This is a genomic window from Halosimplex carlsbadense 2-9-1, assembly GCF_000337455.1.
Taxonomy (GTDB): Archaea; Halobacteriota; Halobacteria; order Halobacteriales; family Haloarculaceae; genus Halosimplex; species Halosimplex carlsbadense.
Genome location: NZ_AOIU01000005.1, coordinates 135,834 through 151,785 on the forward strand (window position 1 = coordinate 135,834; position 15,952 = coordinate 151,785).

A 15,952-nucleotide genomic window follows, 5' to 3' on the forward strand; every position below is an offset into this window, starting at 1 on the left:
GGGACGACCCGCTCGGACGGAGCCGACCGAACCGCAGGGGGTTTCCCCGGAGGAGGCGAACGCGGGGTATGGACGAACGGACCGCGCTGGGGCTGCTCGGCGACCGTCTGTCGGCGGCGGGCGACGACGCCGCCGTCGTCGACGGCCAGGTCGTCACCACCGACATGCTCCACGACCGGACGGACTTCCCCGACGGGACGACCCGCTACACCGCCGGCTGGCGCGCTGTCGGGGCCTCGCTGTCGGACGTGGCCGCGATGGGCGCCGACGCCACCGCCGCCGTCGCCGTCTACGCCGCCCCCGCCTTCGACGAGAGCGAACTCGCCGACTTCGTCGACGGCGCGAGCGAGGTCTGCGAGGCGGTCGACGCCGAGTACGTCGGCGGCGACCTCGACCACCACGACGAGTTCACCGTCGCCACGACCGCGCTCGGCGACGCCGACGACCCGGTCCGGCGCTCGGGCGCCCGGCCCGGCGACGCGGTCTGCGTCACCGGGACGCTCGGACGAAGCGGGGCCGCGCTCCGGCTGTTCGAACGGGGCGACCCCGCCGACATCGAGCGCGCCAACGACCTGTTCCGGTTCGAGCCTCGCGTGGCCGCCGGGCGCGCGCTGGCCGGCCGGGCGACCGCGATGATGGACTCCAGCGACGGGCTGGCGCGCTCGCTCCACCAGCTCGCCGAGGCCAGCGACTGCGGGTTCGCCGTCGAGTCGCCCCTGCCGGTCGATCCGGTCGTCGACGAGGTGGCCGCCGACGCCGACGACCGGCTGGAGCTGGGCGCCCACTTCGGCGAGGACTTCGAACTCGTCTGTACCGTCCCCGAGGAGGCGCTCGCGGCCGTCCGCGCGGACCTGTCGGTCGAGCTGACCAGGGTCGGAACGGTCGTCGAGCGCGAGGCGGGAAGCGCCTCGGGCCGACGCGGCGAAGCCGCGGAGACTCGCGTCACGCTGGACGGCGAGCCCCTGGCCGACAGGGGATACACGCACTGAAACCCATTCTGCGGTCGTCGCGCCCTCACGCGTGAGCGACGCTTACCCCGCCAGGATCTCGAAGGGGACGGGCGTGAAACAGAGCAGACCGAGTACGAGCGTCAGGACCCCCAACGCTCGCCGACGGGAGTCGATCGGGTCGTCGCGGATCGGCGTCGCGGGGCCGGCGTAGGCCAGGCCGGCGGCGATAACGCCCCAGACGACCCAGAGGACGACCGCGTTCGTCGCCTCCTGAGCGAGATAGAGGTAGCCCGCGAGGCCGAACAGCGCCGCGGGGACGGCCGCGGCGACGGTCTCCTGACGGGGGCCGAGGATCGCGCGGACGATGTGGCCGCCGTCGAACTGGCCGACCGGCAGGAGGTTCAGGAACGTGACGAACATGCCGACCCAGCCGCCGAAGATGACGGGGTTGGCCGCCAGCCCCGGGTCCGGATACGAGAGGGGCTGGCCGGTCAGCTCGGCGAGGATCACCAGCAGGAGCGGGTCGTTGAACCGGATCGCGCTACCGCCGCCGCTGGCGACGCGCTCGGGGACGGTGATCGGGTCCAGGAACAGCCCGATGACGGTCACGACGACCGTCGCGATCAGGCCCGCGAGCGGGCCGGAGACGCCGATGTCGAACAGCGCCTTCCGGTCGGGAATGCGCCCGCGCATGCGGATGACGGCGCCCATCGTCCCGATGAGCGAGGGGAACGGGATGAAGTACGGGAGGCTCGCGTCCACGTCGTGATAGCGGATCATGACGTAGTGGCCGAACTCGTGGACCGCCAGCACGCCGAGGATGGCGGCGGTGAACGGCCACGCTTCCAGCAGGGCCAGCGGGCTGTCGAGCTCGACGTAGTACCAGATCGACCCGACGTACAGCGTCGACAGCACCGTCAGGACGAAGAAGACGAGGTTCGTCCACGGGACCCCGTCGATGTGGGGCGAGCGGGGCTCGGCGACGAGGACGTACTGCGGACGGGTCGGCCCGAAACGGCCCTCGACGGCCGTCCGCTCGTCGAACGGGCCCGAGGACTGGGCGCGGGTCGTCAGCGACACGTCGTAGCCCGCCTCGCGGAACAGGCCCCACAGCTCGCGCTCCAGGACCTCGGCGGACGCCAGCGGCGTGCCGAGATAGTAGACCGTTCCGTCGTCGACGCGCACGTCGGCCACCTGAAATACCGACTCGACGTCCTCGACCGGCGGCCCCTCCGCCGGCGTGCGACGCTCGTCCATCGACCGTCGGTTGGATCCTCCCGAGTATAAATCCCGGGACACCGGCGGCCGAACGGACTGCAGGGGCGAACGGGCTACGGAACGAACGGCCTCGCCATTGACCCGGCGGCGACGCCGGACGCGCCGCTGGGTCGGACGAACGCGAGAGGTAGCGGGTCGGGACGCCCACGCTCGGGCGCCCCGTCAGGGACAGGGGTGTGGTGAACGGATGGTGTTCGGAAGCCGGTGCGTGTGGTGGGGTCGGACGGGGTCGCCGTCCAGGGTGTGGATGGGGTCTCCGCGGGGTCGGAACGTGGGTGTGCGGTGAAGCTCGGTCGTCGTCAGGCGACTTCGACGCGCCACGTGGTCGCGCTCGTGTAAGACCACTTCTCGACCTCGAGTTCGGTCGCGGAATCGCGGATCTTCACCATGAGCGCGCCGATCTCTTTGGGCGACAGGCCGACCTCGTCGGCGATGAACTTGCTCTTGAAGTACATCTCGCCGTCCTCGGCCTTCTGGCACAGGTACGCCTTGAGTCGCTGTTCTTTCGACGGCGCGTCGTCGTTGGAGGGCTGGAGTATCGAGCTCATGTTGACACCTCGTTTCTCTCTGTGGCCGGTAATCCCATATAAACGGAGGAAGCTTCGGGTGGCTTCGTGTCGTTTCACAGACGAGCGAGGTAAAACGGGCCGTTCGCAAGATTTTATAACGTTTTCTCGACGGCGCAGACATTTTATACGCTGTTCTGCGTCGGCGAGACGTTTTTGCGCTCGGGCCACACGGCCGCCCGGTGAACGGGCGTGAAAGGGGGATTTAGCCCGATCTTGAGGGGAGTATTGCCGCGGTTGTGGCCGGCCGAGCGAGGAGCGGTCTCGGGGGCGGCCAGGGCGGTCCCGGTCTCGGGGGGCGGCCAGCGCCGCCCGGCGGGCGTCGCGGCTTGACAACCCTTAAGACGGCATCGCGGTTACGCCGTCCCAATGAAAACAGTCGTCTCTATCGGCGGGAGCGTGCTCGTCCCGTCGGTGGGTCCGAGGCGGGTGCGGGCCTACGCCGACGCGGTCGAATCGCTCGACGCCGACGGATACACGCTCGGGACCGTCGTCGGCGGCGGGCCGACCGCCCGCGAGTACATCGGCGCCGCGCGGGAGCTGGGTGCCAACGAGATCGAACTCGACCAGCTCGGTATCGAGGTGACGCGCCTGAACGGTCGCTTACTCATCGCCGCGCTCGACGAGCGGGCCGCCCCGACGCCGCCCGAGAGCTACGAGACCGGGCGCGAGGCCATCCGTCGCGGTGACATCCCGGTGATGGGCGGGACCGTCGCCGGCCAGACCACCGACGCCGTCAGCGCCGCCTTCGCCGAGTACGTCAACGCCGACTTACTGGTCTACGCCACGAGCGTCGACGGCGTCTACGACGCCGACCCGGACGACGACCCCGACGCCGCGAAGTTCTCGGAGATCACCGCCGACGAACTCGTCGGGCTGATCGCCGACCTGGAGATGGACGCCGGGAGCAACGCGCCCGTCGACCTGCTGGCCGCGAAGATCGTCCAGCGGTCGGGAATCAGGACCGTCGTCCTCGACGGGAGCGACCCCGCCGCCGTCGAGCGGGCGATCCGCACCGGCGACCACGACGGGACCAACGTGGTCCCCGAGGGCGTCGGCGCGGCGCCCCCCGAGTGGAGCGACCGATGAGCGAGACCGGCGACGACACCGGAACGGACGGACCGAGCGCCACCACCGGATCCGACGAGACCGACTCCCCCGGCGGGACGGAAACGGCCGACGACACCCGATCCGACGAGACCGCGGGCGAGGACCACTACGCCTTCTGGGCCGACGAGGTGGCCGACGCCGTCGAGGCTCGCGACCCCGAGGAACCGGTCGTGATCAAGGGCGGCATCTCCCCCTCGGGCGTCCCGCACCTCGGCAACGTCAACGAGATCATGCGCGGCTACTTCGTCGCCGAGGTCCTCCGCGAGCGCGGCTGGGAGGTCCGGCAGGTGTTCACCACCGACGACCGCGACCCCCTGCGCAAGCTCCCCCGCAAGCTCGCCGACCTCGACGGGAAGATCGTCGACTTGGGCGACGTGAACGCCGGTGCGCTCGGCAAGAACCTCGGACACGCGTACACGGAGATCCCCGACCCCTTCGGCTGCTGTGACTCCTACGGCGAGCACTTCTCGACGCTGATCGCCGAGTCCGCGGAGCTGCTCGACGCCCCCATCGACGTGGTCTCGACGACCGACCTCTACGAGTCCGGCCGCATGGACGACGTGGTCGAGCACGTCCTCGAAAACCGCGACCGGGCCCGGGAGGTACTCTCGGAGTACCAGGACAAGGTCGACGAGGACTACGTCCCGTTCAACCCCTTCTGTTCGGAGTGCGGGAAGGTCACCGAGACGGTCACCGCGGTCCGCGTCGAGGACAGGGAAGTCGACTACCGCTGTACCGACATCGAAGCGGGCAACCGCACCATCGAGGGCTGCGACCACGAGGGGACGGCGACCTTCCGCGAGGGGAAACTCCCCTGGCGCTTCGAGTGGCCCGCCCAGTGGCAGGTCCTCGGGGTGGACTTCGAGCCGTTCGGCAAGGACCACGCCGAGGGCTCGTGGCCGTCCGGCGTCGACATCGCCGAGAACGTCCTCGACATCGAACCGCCCGAGCCGATGGTCTACGAGTGGTTCACCCTCGACGGCGAACCCTTTTCGTCCTCGGAGGGCAACATCGTCCTCGTCCACGACGTGCTGGAGACCCTCGAACCGGAGGTGCTGCGGTTCTTCTTCGCCAAAGACCCGAACAAGGCCCGCGACTTCAGCGTCGAGCGGCTCGACCAGCTCGTCGACGAGTTCGACCGCGTCGAGCGGCTCTACTACGGCGAAGAGTCGGGCACCGAGCGGGAGGAACGGCGCGCCGAGCGCGTCTATCCGTTCCTGAGTTCGCTGGCGGACGTGCCGTCCGCGGCGCTGGCTGCGAGCGGCGTGTTCGACGTGGGAGACACCGACGAGGCGGCGACGCTGGCCGCCGACTTCGACCACAACGACCCCGAGGACCGCCGTCGGCGACGCGAGTTCGTCGACGGCGAGTTCGAAAGCCGGGTGCGCCTGCCCTACACCTTCGCCGCGGTGCTGGGGATGTTCGACGACGAGGGCGCCCGCGCGGCGACCGCGCGCAAGGAGGGCCACGTCGCCGACGACGACCCCGAGTGGGCCGTCGAGGACGCGTTCGGCCGCGTCGCGCTCGCCAGCGAGTGGGCCGACCGCACCGACAACGAGTACAACTACACGGTCTCCCGAGCGACGCTGCCCGAAGTCGATGTCGACGAGGCGACCGCGGCGGCGCTGGACGACCTGGCGGACTTCGTCGCCGACGGGGCCGACGGCGAGGCGATCCAGGGCGAGATCTACGAGAGCGCGAAGCGCCACGACGTCGAGATCGGCGAATTCTTCGGCATCGGTTACCGGCTGTTCTTCGGCGAGGAGGAGGGGCCCCAGCTGGGCTACTTCCTCGGCGATCTGGACCGGGCGTTCGTCGTCGAGCGGCTGCGCCGCCAGCGGTAGACGGGCCGTCAGTTTTCCGAGGCCCGGCGGTGTTTGGTTCGTATTGCGTATCGATCAAGGGTTTCCTGGGCGCTCTTCTGGGTCCAGACAACCACCACGTCCGTAGACGCCGCGCTCGCTTTCTGCACTTCCGACGAGTGAATCGCTACAATAGGGCCAAAGTGACGCGACGAACGTTTCACCTTCGTAACGGAGATAGATACCTGAGGGAGAGTCGCTTTCTCGCTCGTACCACGGCAACGGGGTAAGTGCATCTGCGGTGGCGTCGAACTCAGACTGGTTTAATCGTAGGTCGGTAGTTCCAGTTCCATCTGTACTTGCCCGATCGAGTGCAGTTTGGATCGGTTCCACAGAACGAATCCGCTCGTCGTTCGCTGGCGTAACCGTTGCACCCGCAGGCTTCTGTGTTTCAAGTACTTCTAATAGTCCACCGTTTGTACCGGGTTCAGCGACGCAACCAGAAACGGACAGGAGGGCGCAAGCGGAGGCAGCGAGGACCGAGCGACGCTTCATAGATGGACGAATTGACCGTCACAACATGTACATTTCGAACGAGCCTTTGCGAGGGACACACTCTGTACTGAGCATCCGCGCGAGCGAAGCGAGCGCGGTTCCACGCGGCGAGTGAGCGAAGCGAACGAGCCGCGCCTTTTTCACCCATGTTTTTGCCGGAGGGGTGCCCGAAGCGAACGCAGTGAGCGAGGACACCCCTCCGGGAAAAAGATGGTAACCAAACCCTCTTGACGGGGAGGCCCCTGCAATCGGGTAATGGTAAGCCCGCTGTACTGGGTGCTCGCTGCGATCGTCGTCTTCACCGCGGGGACGATGGCGCTGCAGGCGAGGGGCAAGCTCCCCGACTCGGTCCGCGTCTCCGGCCCGATCCTGACGCTGCACACGCTCCGGGGTCGGCAGTTCCTCACGTGGCTGGCCAAGCCCAAACGGATCTGGCGCGCCTGGGGCAACTTCGGCGTCGGGATGGCGCTGGTGACGATGGTCGGCATGTTCGCCGCCGTGTTCAACGCCGGCTGGCAGGCGATGCAACAGCCCGACGCCCAGCCCGTCCAGAACCCCCAGAACGTGCTGGTCATCCCCGGCGTCAACGACTTCCTCCCGCTGGCGGCCGCCCCCGAAATCGTCCTCGGCCTGCTCATCGGCCTCGTCGTCCACGAGGGCGGCCACGGCCTGCTCTGTCGCGTCGAGGACATCGACATCGACTCGATGGGGCTGGCCTTCTTCTCGTTCCTCCCGGTCGGCGCGTTCGTCGAACCCGACGAGGAGAGCCGCCTCCGGGCGAACCGAGGGAGCCAGACCCGGATGTTCGCCGCCGGCGTGACCAACAACTTCCTCGTCGCCTTCGTCGGCTTCCTGCTCCTGTTCGGCCCGATTTCGGGCGCGATATCGGTGGCGGCTGGCGTCCCCGTGGGCAACGCCGCCGCCGGGTCGGCCGCCGACGAGGCCGGTCTGGAGTACGGCGACCTTGTCACCGAGGTCGAGGGCCAGGCGATCGCGAACGTCTCCGAGTTCGAGGAGCGCCTCGACGCGATCGAGGAACGGTCGGTCGAACTCACGTTGAAGGGCAATGAGACGGCGACGCTCGAACGGAAACTCGCGCTCGTCCGGTCGGTCCCGTCGGTCACCGACGGGATCGGACCGAACCAGGAGAACGCGACGATCGTCGAGGCCGTCAACGGCACCGCCGTCTACACCGAACGCGGCTTCGCCGAGGCGATGGCCGGCCGCGAGACGGCCACGATCGAAACCAATCGCGGGACGGCCACCTTCCACGTCGGCGCCTACGGGCTGGCCGTCGACAACGGCCCGCTCGCGAACGCCTCGGTCCCGGCCGACGGGACGGACGTGATCGTCCGCTCGGTCGACGGCGAGCGCACGCCCAACGCCTCCGCGTACGGTGACGTGGTCGGCGGCCTCGAAGCCGGCCAGACCGTCGACGTGCGGGCGTCGGTCGGCGGCCAGACCGACACCTACAGCGTCACGGCCGGCTGGGACGGTCCGGGCGACGCGCTCGGGCTTCGCACCCAGCAGGGCTTCAGCGGCATCGCGGTGACCGACGCCGGTATCGACGTCTACCCCGCGGCGCAGTTCCTCGCCTACCTCGGTGGGTTCAGCGGTGACTGGGGCGGGCTGTTCTCCGGGCAGTTCCTCCAGCAGATGTTCGTCGTGCTCCTGTTGCCGTTCCTGAGCACGCTCGGCCTGGGCTTCGGCTACAACTTCGCCGGGTTCGTCCCCGACGTGACGACCTTCTACACGGTGACCGGCCCGCTCGAACCGCTCGGCGGCGGGGTGTTCATGATCGCGAACATCCTCTTCTGGACGGCCTGGGTGAACCTCAACCTCGGCGTGTTCAACTGCGTGCCGACGTTCCCGCTCGACGGGGGGCACATCCTCCGGGCGTCGGCGGAGTCGCTGGTGGCGCGCCTTCCCGTCGAGGACGGCCGCCGCGCGACCACCGCCGTCACCGCCTCGATCAGCCTGCTGATGATCGCCGGCCTGTTCCTCATGCTGTTCGGGCCGCAACTGCTCAACTGAGGGCAGTTCGACTCTCCCAGTGCTCGGCCGCGGGCGGGAACAGCAACTTTCCTAAGCAGCGACGGGCTATCTTCGGTATGGTCAGACGCGAGCCGCCGCAGACGGAGGAAGGCTGGTACGCCTTCCACGACCTCAGGACGGTCGACTGGGAGGCCTGGCGCGACGCGCCCGAGCGCGTCCGCGAACGAGCCTTGGAAGAGGCCGTCGAGTTCCTCGGGTCGGCCGAGGCCGTCGACGACGCCGAGGCGGGCGACTCGGCGCTGTACGCCGTCGTCGGGCACAAGGCCGATCTCATGGTCGTCCACCTCCGGCCGAGCCTGGCGGACACCGAACGCCTCGAACGGCGCTTCGAGCGCACCGAGTTCGCGCAGTTCACCGAACAGTCCTCGTCGTACGTCTCCGTCACGGAGGCGTCGGGCTACTCCGAGCGCGCCAGCGAGTACTTCGACGGCGAGGTCGACGACGACTCCGGGCTGGCACAGTACATCCAGTCGCGGCTCCACCCGGAGATCCCCGACAGCGAGCACGTCTCGTTCTACCCGATGTCGAAACGCCGCCAGCCCGACCAGAACTGGTACGACCTGCCCTTCGAGGAGCGAGCCGAACACATGGAGAGCCACGGCGACATCGGCCGCGACTACGCCGGCCGGGTCTCCCAGATGATCACCGGCTCGGTCGGGATGGACGACTGGGAGTGGGGCGTCACGCTGTGGGCCGACGACATGACCGACGTGAAGGAGCTCCTCTACGAGATGCGGTTCGACCCCTCCTCCTCGAAGTTCGCCGACTTTGGCCCCTTCTACGTCGGCCGGAAGTTCCCGCCGGCGGATCTAGACGCCTACCTCGCGGGCGAGTCGGTACCGACGGCGGACGGGGCGAGCGAATCGTCGGCGGGCGAACGGGCGGCCCACGCCAGCGCGTCGGGCGCCGGCCACGACGGCAACGCCGGGGGCGGTACCCACGCGAACGGCGACCACGGTGCCCGCAGCGACAGCGAGTCGGCCGACCCGCCGGCCGAGAGCCACGCCGGGGGCGCCGACGACGGCGAGCCGGAGGCGGTCAGCGAATCGAGCGAGGGCGGCGCGAGCGGCGGCCGGCCCGCGGCCGCGCAGAAAGACGTGGACGCCGAGGAACTCGACGCCGACGAGGCCGCACAGACGCTCGCGAACTTCGGCGTCTACCCCGAGGACTACGGCGCGGGCGACTACGCGCTGGTCTGTTACGCCGACGCCGACGCCGAGGAACTCGTCGACGAGGTCGACGGCCTGCGGGGCAACTTCGACCACTACGACACCCACGTCCTGACGAGCGTCCGCGCCAACGGGGGTCAGACCGCCGTCGTCAGCGTCTGGGACAACGAGGGCGCCGCCGACACGGCGCTCGGATTCCTGACCGACATCGACGGGGTGACCCACAGCGCCCGCGGCCCGCTCGGCGACGCCGGCGAGGCCGGCCCCGAGGAGTCGGAAGCGAGCGGCGACGAGGCTGCCGACGACGAGAGCGACACCACCGCGGCCGACATCCGCGCGGAGCTCGCCGACGAGGGCGTCTACGCCGGCCAGCCCCACGGCGAGGACGTCTACGCGCTGGTGCTGTACTCGGAGGCCGACGCCGAGACGCTCGACGCGGAGGTATCAGACCTGCGCGACGGCTTCGACCGCTACGACACCCACGTCAAGACCGCCGTCTACACCGACACCGACAGCGACTCGGACACGACCGCCGTCGTGAGCCTCTGGGACACCCAGAGCGCCGCCGACACCGCAGCCGATTTCCTCACGGACCTCCCGGAGATCGTCGGCCGCCCGCAGGAGCGAGAGGGCTTCGGCACGATGGGGATGTTCTACACGGTCAAGCCCGACTACCGCGAGGAGTTCGTCGACACGTTCGGGACCGTCGGCGAACTGCTGGCCGAGATGGACGGCCACCGCGAGACGGCGCTGCTGGCCAACCGCGAGGACGACGCCGACATGTTCATCGCCAGCCGCTGGGACGCCAAGGAGGACGCGATGGCCTTCTTCCGCTCAGAGGACTTCCGCGAGACGGTCCAATGGGGCCGTGAAGTGCTGGCCGACCGACCCCGCCACGTCTTCCTCGCCTGAGCGCGGTCGCGGTTTTCGAGCTACTCGACCGCCGATAGTTACAACACCCGGACGGTCGAACCGCGACCATGACCGGACGAGTCGCGGACAGCGTGGCGGTCGTCACTGGCGGCGCCCGCGGCATCGGCGCGGCGACGGCCCGGCGGCTGGCCGAAGAGGGCGCGGACGTGGCCGTCGTCGACGTGCTGGCCGAGCAGGCCGAAAGAGTCTCCGACGAGATCGCCGACGACACCGGCCGGGAGACACTGGCGGTCGAGTGCGACGTGGGCGGCGAGCGCGCAGTCGAAGCGATGGCAGCGACGGTCGCGGATCGGTTCGGCGAGGTCGACATCCTCGTCAACAACGCGGGGATCCGCGTCGACCCGAAGCCGGTGACCGAAGCCGACGAGGAGAGCTGGGACCGCATCCTCGCAGTCAACCAGAAAGGCGTCGCCTTCTGTGCGAAGCACCTGATCCCGCTGATGACCGGCGACGAGGAGAGCGGGGACAGGAGTGACGGCAGTGGTGGGGACGACGGCAGGGGACCCGAAGGGAACGGCTCGGTCGTCAACGTCGCGTCGATGGGGAGCGAGGTCGCTCGTCCGGCATGGGCGCAGTACGACTCGACCAAGGGCGCCATCGTCGCGATGACGAAGGACATGGCCTGCGACCATGCGCCGGACGGGATCCGGGTCAACGCGGTCTCACCGGGCTACGTCGTCACGGAGTATCACCTGCCCGACGACCCCGAGGAAGCCCGGGAGTACCGCGAGGAACAGACGACGCCCAGCGCGGACGGGCCGGGGATCCTCAAGCGCGCGGCCGACCCGAGGGAGGTCGCCGACGCCGTCCTCTTCCTGGCCGCCGAGGAGTCGTCGTTCGTCACCGGGACGAACCTGCGGGTCGACGGCGGCGTGTCGGCCGTGGGGAACGGGTTCGACTGGGATCCCGCGTAGGGAGCGCCCCGCCCTCGCCGGGCGATAGACTGTCCTCACCGATCGGTGGCCCACAGGAACAGTGTCAGCGACGTCGCCGCCACGAGCGCGGCCGCGAGCAGCTGGAACGCGGGGGTGAAGCCGGCGGTCTCGGAGAGGAAGCCGACGACGGCGGGCGAGGCGGCGCCGGCGACCATCAGCAGCGTCCGGACGACGCCGAGGCTCCCGCCGGCGACCGATTCGGGCGTGACCTCCATCAGGTACGCACCGCGAACCGGGCGGTAGCCGTGGGCGCCGAGCCCCAGCAGGACGACCGCACCGCCGAGGACCAGTGCGCCGCCGGTCGCCGAGAACGCCAGCACGGCGACCATTCCGGCAGTGGCCACTGCGAGGGTCAGCGCGAGGATCGGTCCGGCCCCGAACCGGTCGCTGGCCTCGCCGGTGACCAGCTGGACGAGGCTGACGAGGAAGAGCGCGCTGAACAGCAGGTTCGCCGTCGCGGCGGAGACGGCGGTCTCCTCGGCGAGGTACAGCGGGAGGAAGGCCACGGCGCCGTTGTAGGTGAAAGAAAAGCAGACCGTGACGACGACGAAGAGCGTGAAGCGACGGTCGCGAAACAGCGCGACGTACGCGCGCAGCGGTACGGCGTCCCCGTCGTCGCCGTCGGCGGCCGAGGCGGCGGGTTCGTCGGGCAGTCGTCGCGGGACGCGCCAGGCGAAGACGGCGGCGAGGCCGACGCCGACAATCCCGGCGACCAGGAAGAGCGTCCGCCAGGGCGCGCCCAGGACGGCAGGGGTCGCCGATGCGAGGACGACGGCCGCCGGCGCGGCGGCGCCGCCGAAGGTCCCGAAGGTGTCGTAGATCCCGAGCGCGCGGCCGGTCCCGCGGGGGTAGGCCCGCGCGAGCAGGCTGACGCTGACGGTCTTGTAGGTGCCCGTACCGGCGCCGACGAGCGCCATCGCCCCGACGAGGGCCCACAGCGGGGTGTCGACCGCCAGCGCGAACGCGGCTGCGGCCGTGGCGAGCGCCCCGGCGGAGATCACACGCACCGGCCCGATGCGGTCGGCGAGCAGCCCCGAGGGGAACTGCATCAGCGCGTAGACGAGCATCAGCGCCGTGAACGCCGACCCGAGGACGGTCCGGGAGACGCCGTAGGTCGACCCGATCGTCCCGAACAGCGGCGGGAACGCGTACCGGAGGAACTTCCCGAGGAACCACACGAGCGCCGTCGCGACGAGCGCATCGAACCGGGCGAACCGGCGGGGGATCACCGGGTCTGCCCCCCCGAAACGGAGCGGTCGCGGAGCCGCGAGGGTCGCGGCGCTCGGCGCGACCGCGGGACGCGGAAGCGTGGACGGGAACGCACGTTGTCGGTGAAGGCGGGGTGAACGCAAAATACGTCCCGGTTTCGACGAGCGCGGCCCCGTCAGACCCAAGCCGCTCGCGGCCGAATCGTGTGTCGTGCCAGACGACAGCAACGACGCGGGCGGCGAAGCGACGGCGGAGGTCGACGACACGCCGACGGTCAGTTGCTCGCGTTGCGACCGCGAGTGGGACCTGGCCTACGAACTCGACGACCTGGGCGTCGGCAACCAGGCCGTCGAGCAGTTCGCGCTCGACCACAAGCGCCACACCGGCCACTTCCCCGACGACGTGCGAACGTGGCTCGCCTCCTGTCGCCGCTGTACCGAGCTGTCAGAACACCTCGCTCGTCACGCCGCCGAGCGCTGGGCGCGGACCCACGCCCGCCACACCCGCCACACCGTGGCCATCGAACACGGCGTCGACGACGAGACGACCGTCGTCGAGCCCGACGACGCGCAGTAAGCGAAGCGGTGGAAAAACGGAGGATTGCGGTCCGAAGCGGCCGGCCCGCCCGGTCAGTCTTCGTCGTCTTCGGTCGTCGTCCTGTCGACGTCCAACTCGTCGAAGTAGATCTCCGCGCCGTCCTGGGCGACCTTCTCGGCGAGCACGGCGCATTTGACGCGCATCGGCGAGATGTCGACGCCGAGCATATCGATCACGTCGTCCCTGTCCATCTCTTTCAGGTCCTCGACCGCCATCCCCGCGAGCTGCTCCGAGAGCATCGAGGCGGAGGCCTGGGAGATAGCGCAGCCGTCCCCGCGGAAGGCGACGCGCTCGACTGTCTCCTCGGCGTCGTCGAGGACGACATCCATCTCGATGGTATCGCCGCACATCGGGTTCTCGCCGACGTGGGTGAACGTGGCCTCCTCGAGTTCCCCGTAGTTACGCGGGTTCTTGTAGTGGTCGAGGATCTGCTGTCGGTACATGTCCGATCCGCCGATACCCATTGTCGGCCGTGAGTATGCCCTACCGGCGGAAAAGGATTCCGAGGGAGCGGTTGTCACGCGACCGAACGATTCCGGAGTATACGTGCTATGACAGCCGATCGCCGGGCGGCTTCGCGCCGTGAATCTACACCGAAGTTTATTACCTACCGTCCCGGAAATACAGCACAACCACAGGGCAATGTTCGACCGAGTAAACGACGCGATATCCGGTGGGTCGGGGGAGGTCGACGCGGAGCACCTCGACGGGTTGCTGCGCGACGGCGAGGAGCTGCAGCACGCGCTCGCCAACGACGGGACGATCGAACACACGGAGGACGGTCGAACGACGACGATCGAATCGGGCGGCGGCCACGGCGCCTACATGCTCGTGACCGACGAGCGGGTGCTCTGGGTGCTGGGCGACCAGCCCGAGGAGACCGAGATCGCTTTCGAGATGACCCGACTGCAGACCTGCCACATCCGCAAGGGACTGATCAACAGCAAGCTGGAGATCCAGACCTACGACGAGATGGTCGTCTTCGACCCCGACGAAGGCGACGCCGAGGCCGCCGAAGACTACATCAGCAACGTGGGCTCGTCGTGGGCTGATATGTCCAGCGCGCTCGCGCAGGCCCGCGACGCCATCGCCGCCTACGAGGACGCCTGCGAGCGCGGCGCCGACCCCAACAACCACGCGCTGACCGCCCGCTCACAGTTCTCGCAGGCCCGCCGCTCTGCCACCCGTGAGGACCGCGCGCCCGAACAGAAGATCCGCGCCGAGATCGAGGCGGTCGTCGAGGAACTGGCCCACACCCGCGTGAACTCGTGGCTCGACCGCGCCGAATCACAGTACGAGACCGTCGAGACGGCGCTCGACGAGGGCCGCTACGGCGAGGCCTGCGAGGCGTACGTCGATGCCGGCGGGGCCGTCGAGGAGACCCGCGACGTGATCGACGACGTCGACGACGCGCCCGAGGGCGCCGAGAGCCGACTCGACGCCATCGAGGCCGACCTCCGCGACGCCGGCGAGCGGTTCCTCGACGACGCAGCGGGGCGCTGTGAGACGGCGCTCGACGCCGAGGACGCGACCGTCGCCGTCGACGCCTGGGAGGAGGCGTTCGACCGCTACCGCGCGGCCGCCGACGCCGGCTGGAACGGCCACGCCCCGGTTTCGGGCGACGCCCTGGAGTACCAGCTCACCTGGGTCACCGCCGGCCTGCTGGAGGCGATGAGCGCCCACGCCGCCGCGCTCGAACGCGAGGCCGACGACATCGACGACACCGACGAGGCCGGCGACCGCTACGGCGACGCCGAGGAGTGGTTCGAGCGCGCCCGCGACCTGGCCGACGAGCGCCCCCACCACGACGCCGACGAGTACGAGGCCGGCCGCGACCGCGTCGAGGAGAAGCGGCTGGAGAGCGCAGGCTGGGAGTTCGGCGGCTGAGACGGAGTATCGCGAGCGTTTCCCGGGGCGGTCGCACGCAGTCGTGCGCTCGATCCTGGACTGTCTCGCGATACTCCGTGCGAGTCAGCGCGCCAGCACGACGACCCGCGTCGACTCCAGCGTCAGCTCGCTCCCGTCGAACCCACCGACCAGTGTCACGTCCTCGAACCCGGCACGCTCGCACAGCTCCCGGAGCACCGGCGGGGCGTACAGCCGATTCTCCCACTCCATGGTGTCGACGTAGTCGTAGCCGTCGCCGTCCGCGTCGAACACGTCCAGCGTCGTCGCAAACCGGCTCGTCTCGACGTCGAAGTCCTGTCGGTAGACGGTCAAGTGGCCGTCGGCTTCCGTGACCGTCGCCTCCTCGAAGTCGGCGACGAAGGCGTCCCGGTTGGACTGCTCGACCACGAGGACGCCGTCGTCGGCCAGCAGCTCCCGGGCGTCGGTCAGGATTGCCTCGTCCGTCTCGCGACCGTAGTAGCCCAGCGAGTTCCAGAACACCGTTATCAGGTCGTAGCTCCCGGACAGCTCGTCGAGTTCGCGCATGTCGCGGTGGCGGAAGGCGGTCCGGTCGGCGAGCCCACGCTCGTTCGCCCGCTCGCGCGCCCGGCCGAGGAACGACTCGGAGAAGTCGAGCCCCTCGGCCGCGACCCCACGGTCGGCCAGCGCGAGAGCGTGCCGGCCGACGCCGCAGGCCACGTCGAGCGACCGCTCGGGCTCGCAGTCGTACTCGTCGGCGAGCAGGTCGAGCAGGTCCGCGACCTCGGCGTCCGCCGCCGCGAACATGTCCTCGAACTGTTCCGCGAACAGGTCCGCCTGCTCACGAAACAGGCGGTCGGGCCACTGTGTCACGGTCGTCCGCTCGCGCTCGCTCGGGAAAAATCTGCGGGCCGCGCGGTATCGGGT

The 15,952-nt window shown here is 69.5% G+C and carries 13 protein-coding genes; 8 read left to right on the plus strand and 5 right to left on the minus strand.

Going from position 1 to position 15,952, the window contains the following annotated elements; all coding sequences use genetic code 11:
• Positions 1 to 68: 68 nt before the first annotated feature.
• Positions 69 to 989: a thiamine-phosphate kinase gene (gene thiL, locus C475_RS02120; RefSeq protein WP_006882109.1), complete on the plus strand. Its 921-nt coding sequence runs from the start codon at positions 69 to 71 to the stop codon at positions 987 to 989.
• Positions 990 to 1,031: 42 nt separating this feature from the next.
• Here thiL and C475_RS02125 read toward each other — a convergent pair whose 3' ends face one another.
• Both C475_RS02125 and C475_RS02130 read right to left on the minus strand, forming a co-directional pair.
• A complete protein-coding gene (locus C475_RS02125; protein WP_006882110.1) occupies positions 1,032 to 2,207 on the minus strand; it encodes a site-2 protease family protein in 1,176 nt (391 codons plus the stop codon).
• Between the two features lie 320 nt (positions 2,208 to 2,527).
• Positions 2,528 to 2,776, minus strand: coding sequence for a DUF7123 family protein (locus tag C475_RS02130; RefSeq protein WP_006882111.1), 249 nt, complete (start codon positions 2,774 to 2,776; stop codon positions 2,528 to 2,530).
• A 387-nt stretch (positions 2,777 to 3,163) separates the two neighbouring features.
• Between C475_RS02130 and pyrH the strand changes: the two genes are divergently transcribed.
• The 5 genes from pyrH to C475_RS02155 all read left to right on the plus strand — a co-directional run bounded on the left by pyrH (position 3,164) and on the right by C475_RS02155 (position 11,332).
• A complete protein-coding gene (pyrH, locus tag C475_RS02135; protein WP_006882112.1) occupies positions 3,164 to 3,883 on the plus strand; it encodes a UMP kinase in 720 nt (239 codons plus the stop codon).
• Positions 3,880 to 5,748, plus strand: a complete 1,869-nt coding sequence (lysS, locus tag C475_RS02140) for a lysine--tRNA ligase (RefSeq protein ID WP_006882113.1) — start codon at positions 3,880 to 3,882, stop codon at positions 5,746 to 5,748. Before pyrH ends, lysS begins: the two co-directional genes overlap by 4 nt.
• A 768-nt stretch (positions 5,749 to 6,516) precedes the next feature.
• A complete protein-coding gene (locus C475_RS02145) occupies positions 6,517 to 8,295 on the plus strand; it encodes a site-2 protease family protein (protein WP_006882114.1) in 1,779 nt (592 codons plus the stop codon).
• Positions 8,296 to 8,372: 77 nt separating this feature from the next.
• The gene (locus C475_RS02150; protein WP_006882115.1) at positions 8,373 to 10,397 is read left to right on the plus strand and encodes a heme-binding protein; all 2,025 of its coding nucleotides are present in this window, start codon (positions 8,373 to 8,375) and stop codon (positions 10,395 to 10,397) included.
• Positions 10,398 to 10,465: 68 nt separating this feature from the next.
• Entirely contained in the window at positions 10,466 to 11,332 is an 867-nt protein-coding gene (locus C475_RS02155; protein WP_006882116.1) for an SDR family NAD(P)-dependent oxidoreductase, read from the plus strand.
• Between the two features lie 35 nt (positions 11,333 to 11,367).
• Here the strand turns inward: C475_RS02155 and C475_RS02160 are convergent, their stop codons facing one another.
• Positions 11,368 to 12,582, minus strand: a complete 1,215-nt coding sequence (locus C475_RS02160; RefSeq protein ID WP_006882117.1) for an MFS transporter — start codon at positions 12,580 to 12,582, stop codon at positions 11,368 to 11,370.
• Between the two features lie 190 nt (positions 12,583 to 12,772).
• Between C475_RS02160 and C475_RS02165 the strand changes: the two genes are divergently transcribed.
• Entirely contained in the window at positions 12,773 to 13,138 is a 366-nt protein-coding gene (locus C475_RS02165; RefSeq protein WP_006882118.1) for a hypothetical protein, read from the plus strand.
• A 53-nt stretch (positions 13,139 to 13,191) separates the two neighbouring features.
• On the opposite strand, the gene sufU is transcribed toward C475_RS02165, so the two are convergent.
• Entirely contained in the window at positions 13,192 to 13,623 is a 432-nt protein-coding gene (sufU, locus tag C475_RS02170; RefSeq protein WP_006882119.1) for a Fe-S cluster assembly sulfur transfer protein SufU, read from the minus strand.
• Positions 13,624 to 13,801: 178 nt separating this feature from the next.
• Here sufU and C475_RS23710 point away from each other — a divergent pair, with 178 nt between their 5' ends.
• Complete coding sequence (locus tag C475_RS23710; RefSeq protein WP_006882120.1) at positions 13,802 to 15,046, plus strand: hypothetical protein; 1,245 nt, start codon at positions 13,802 to 13,804, stop codon at positions 15,044 to 15,046.
• A gap of 84 nt (positions 15,047 to 15,130) precedes the next feature.
• On the opposite strand, the gene C475_RS02180 is transcribed toward C475_RS23710, so the two are convergent.
• A complete protein-coding gene (locus C475_RS02180) occupies positions 15,131 to 15,898 on the minus strand; it encodes an SAM-dependent methyltransferase (protein ID WP_006882121.1) in 768 nt (255 codons plus the stop codon).
• Between the last annotated feature and the right edge of the window lie 54 nt (positions 15,899 to 15,952).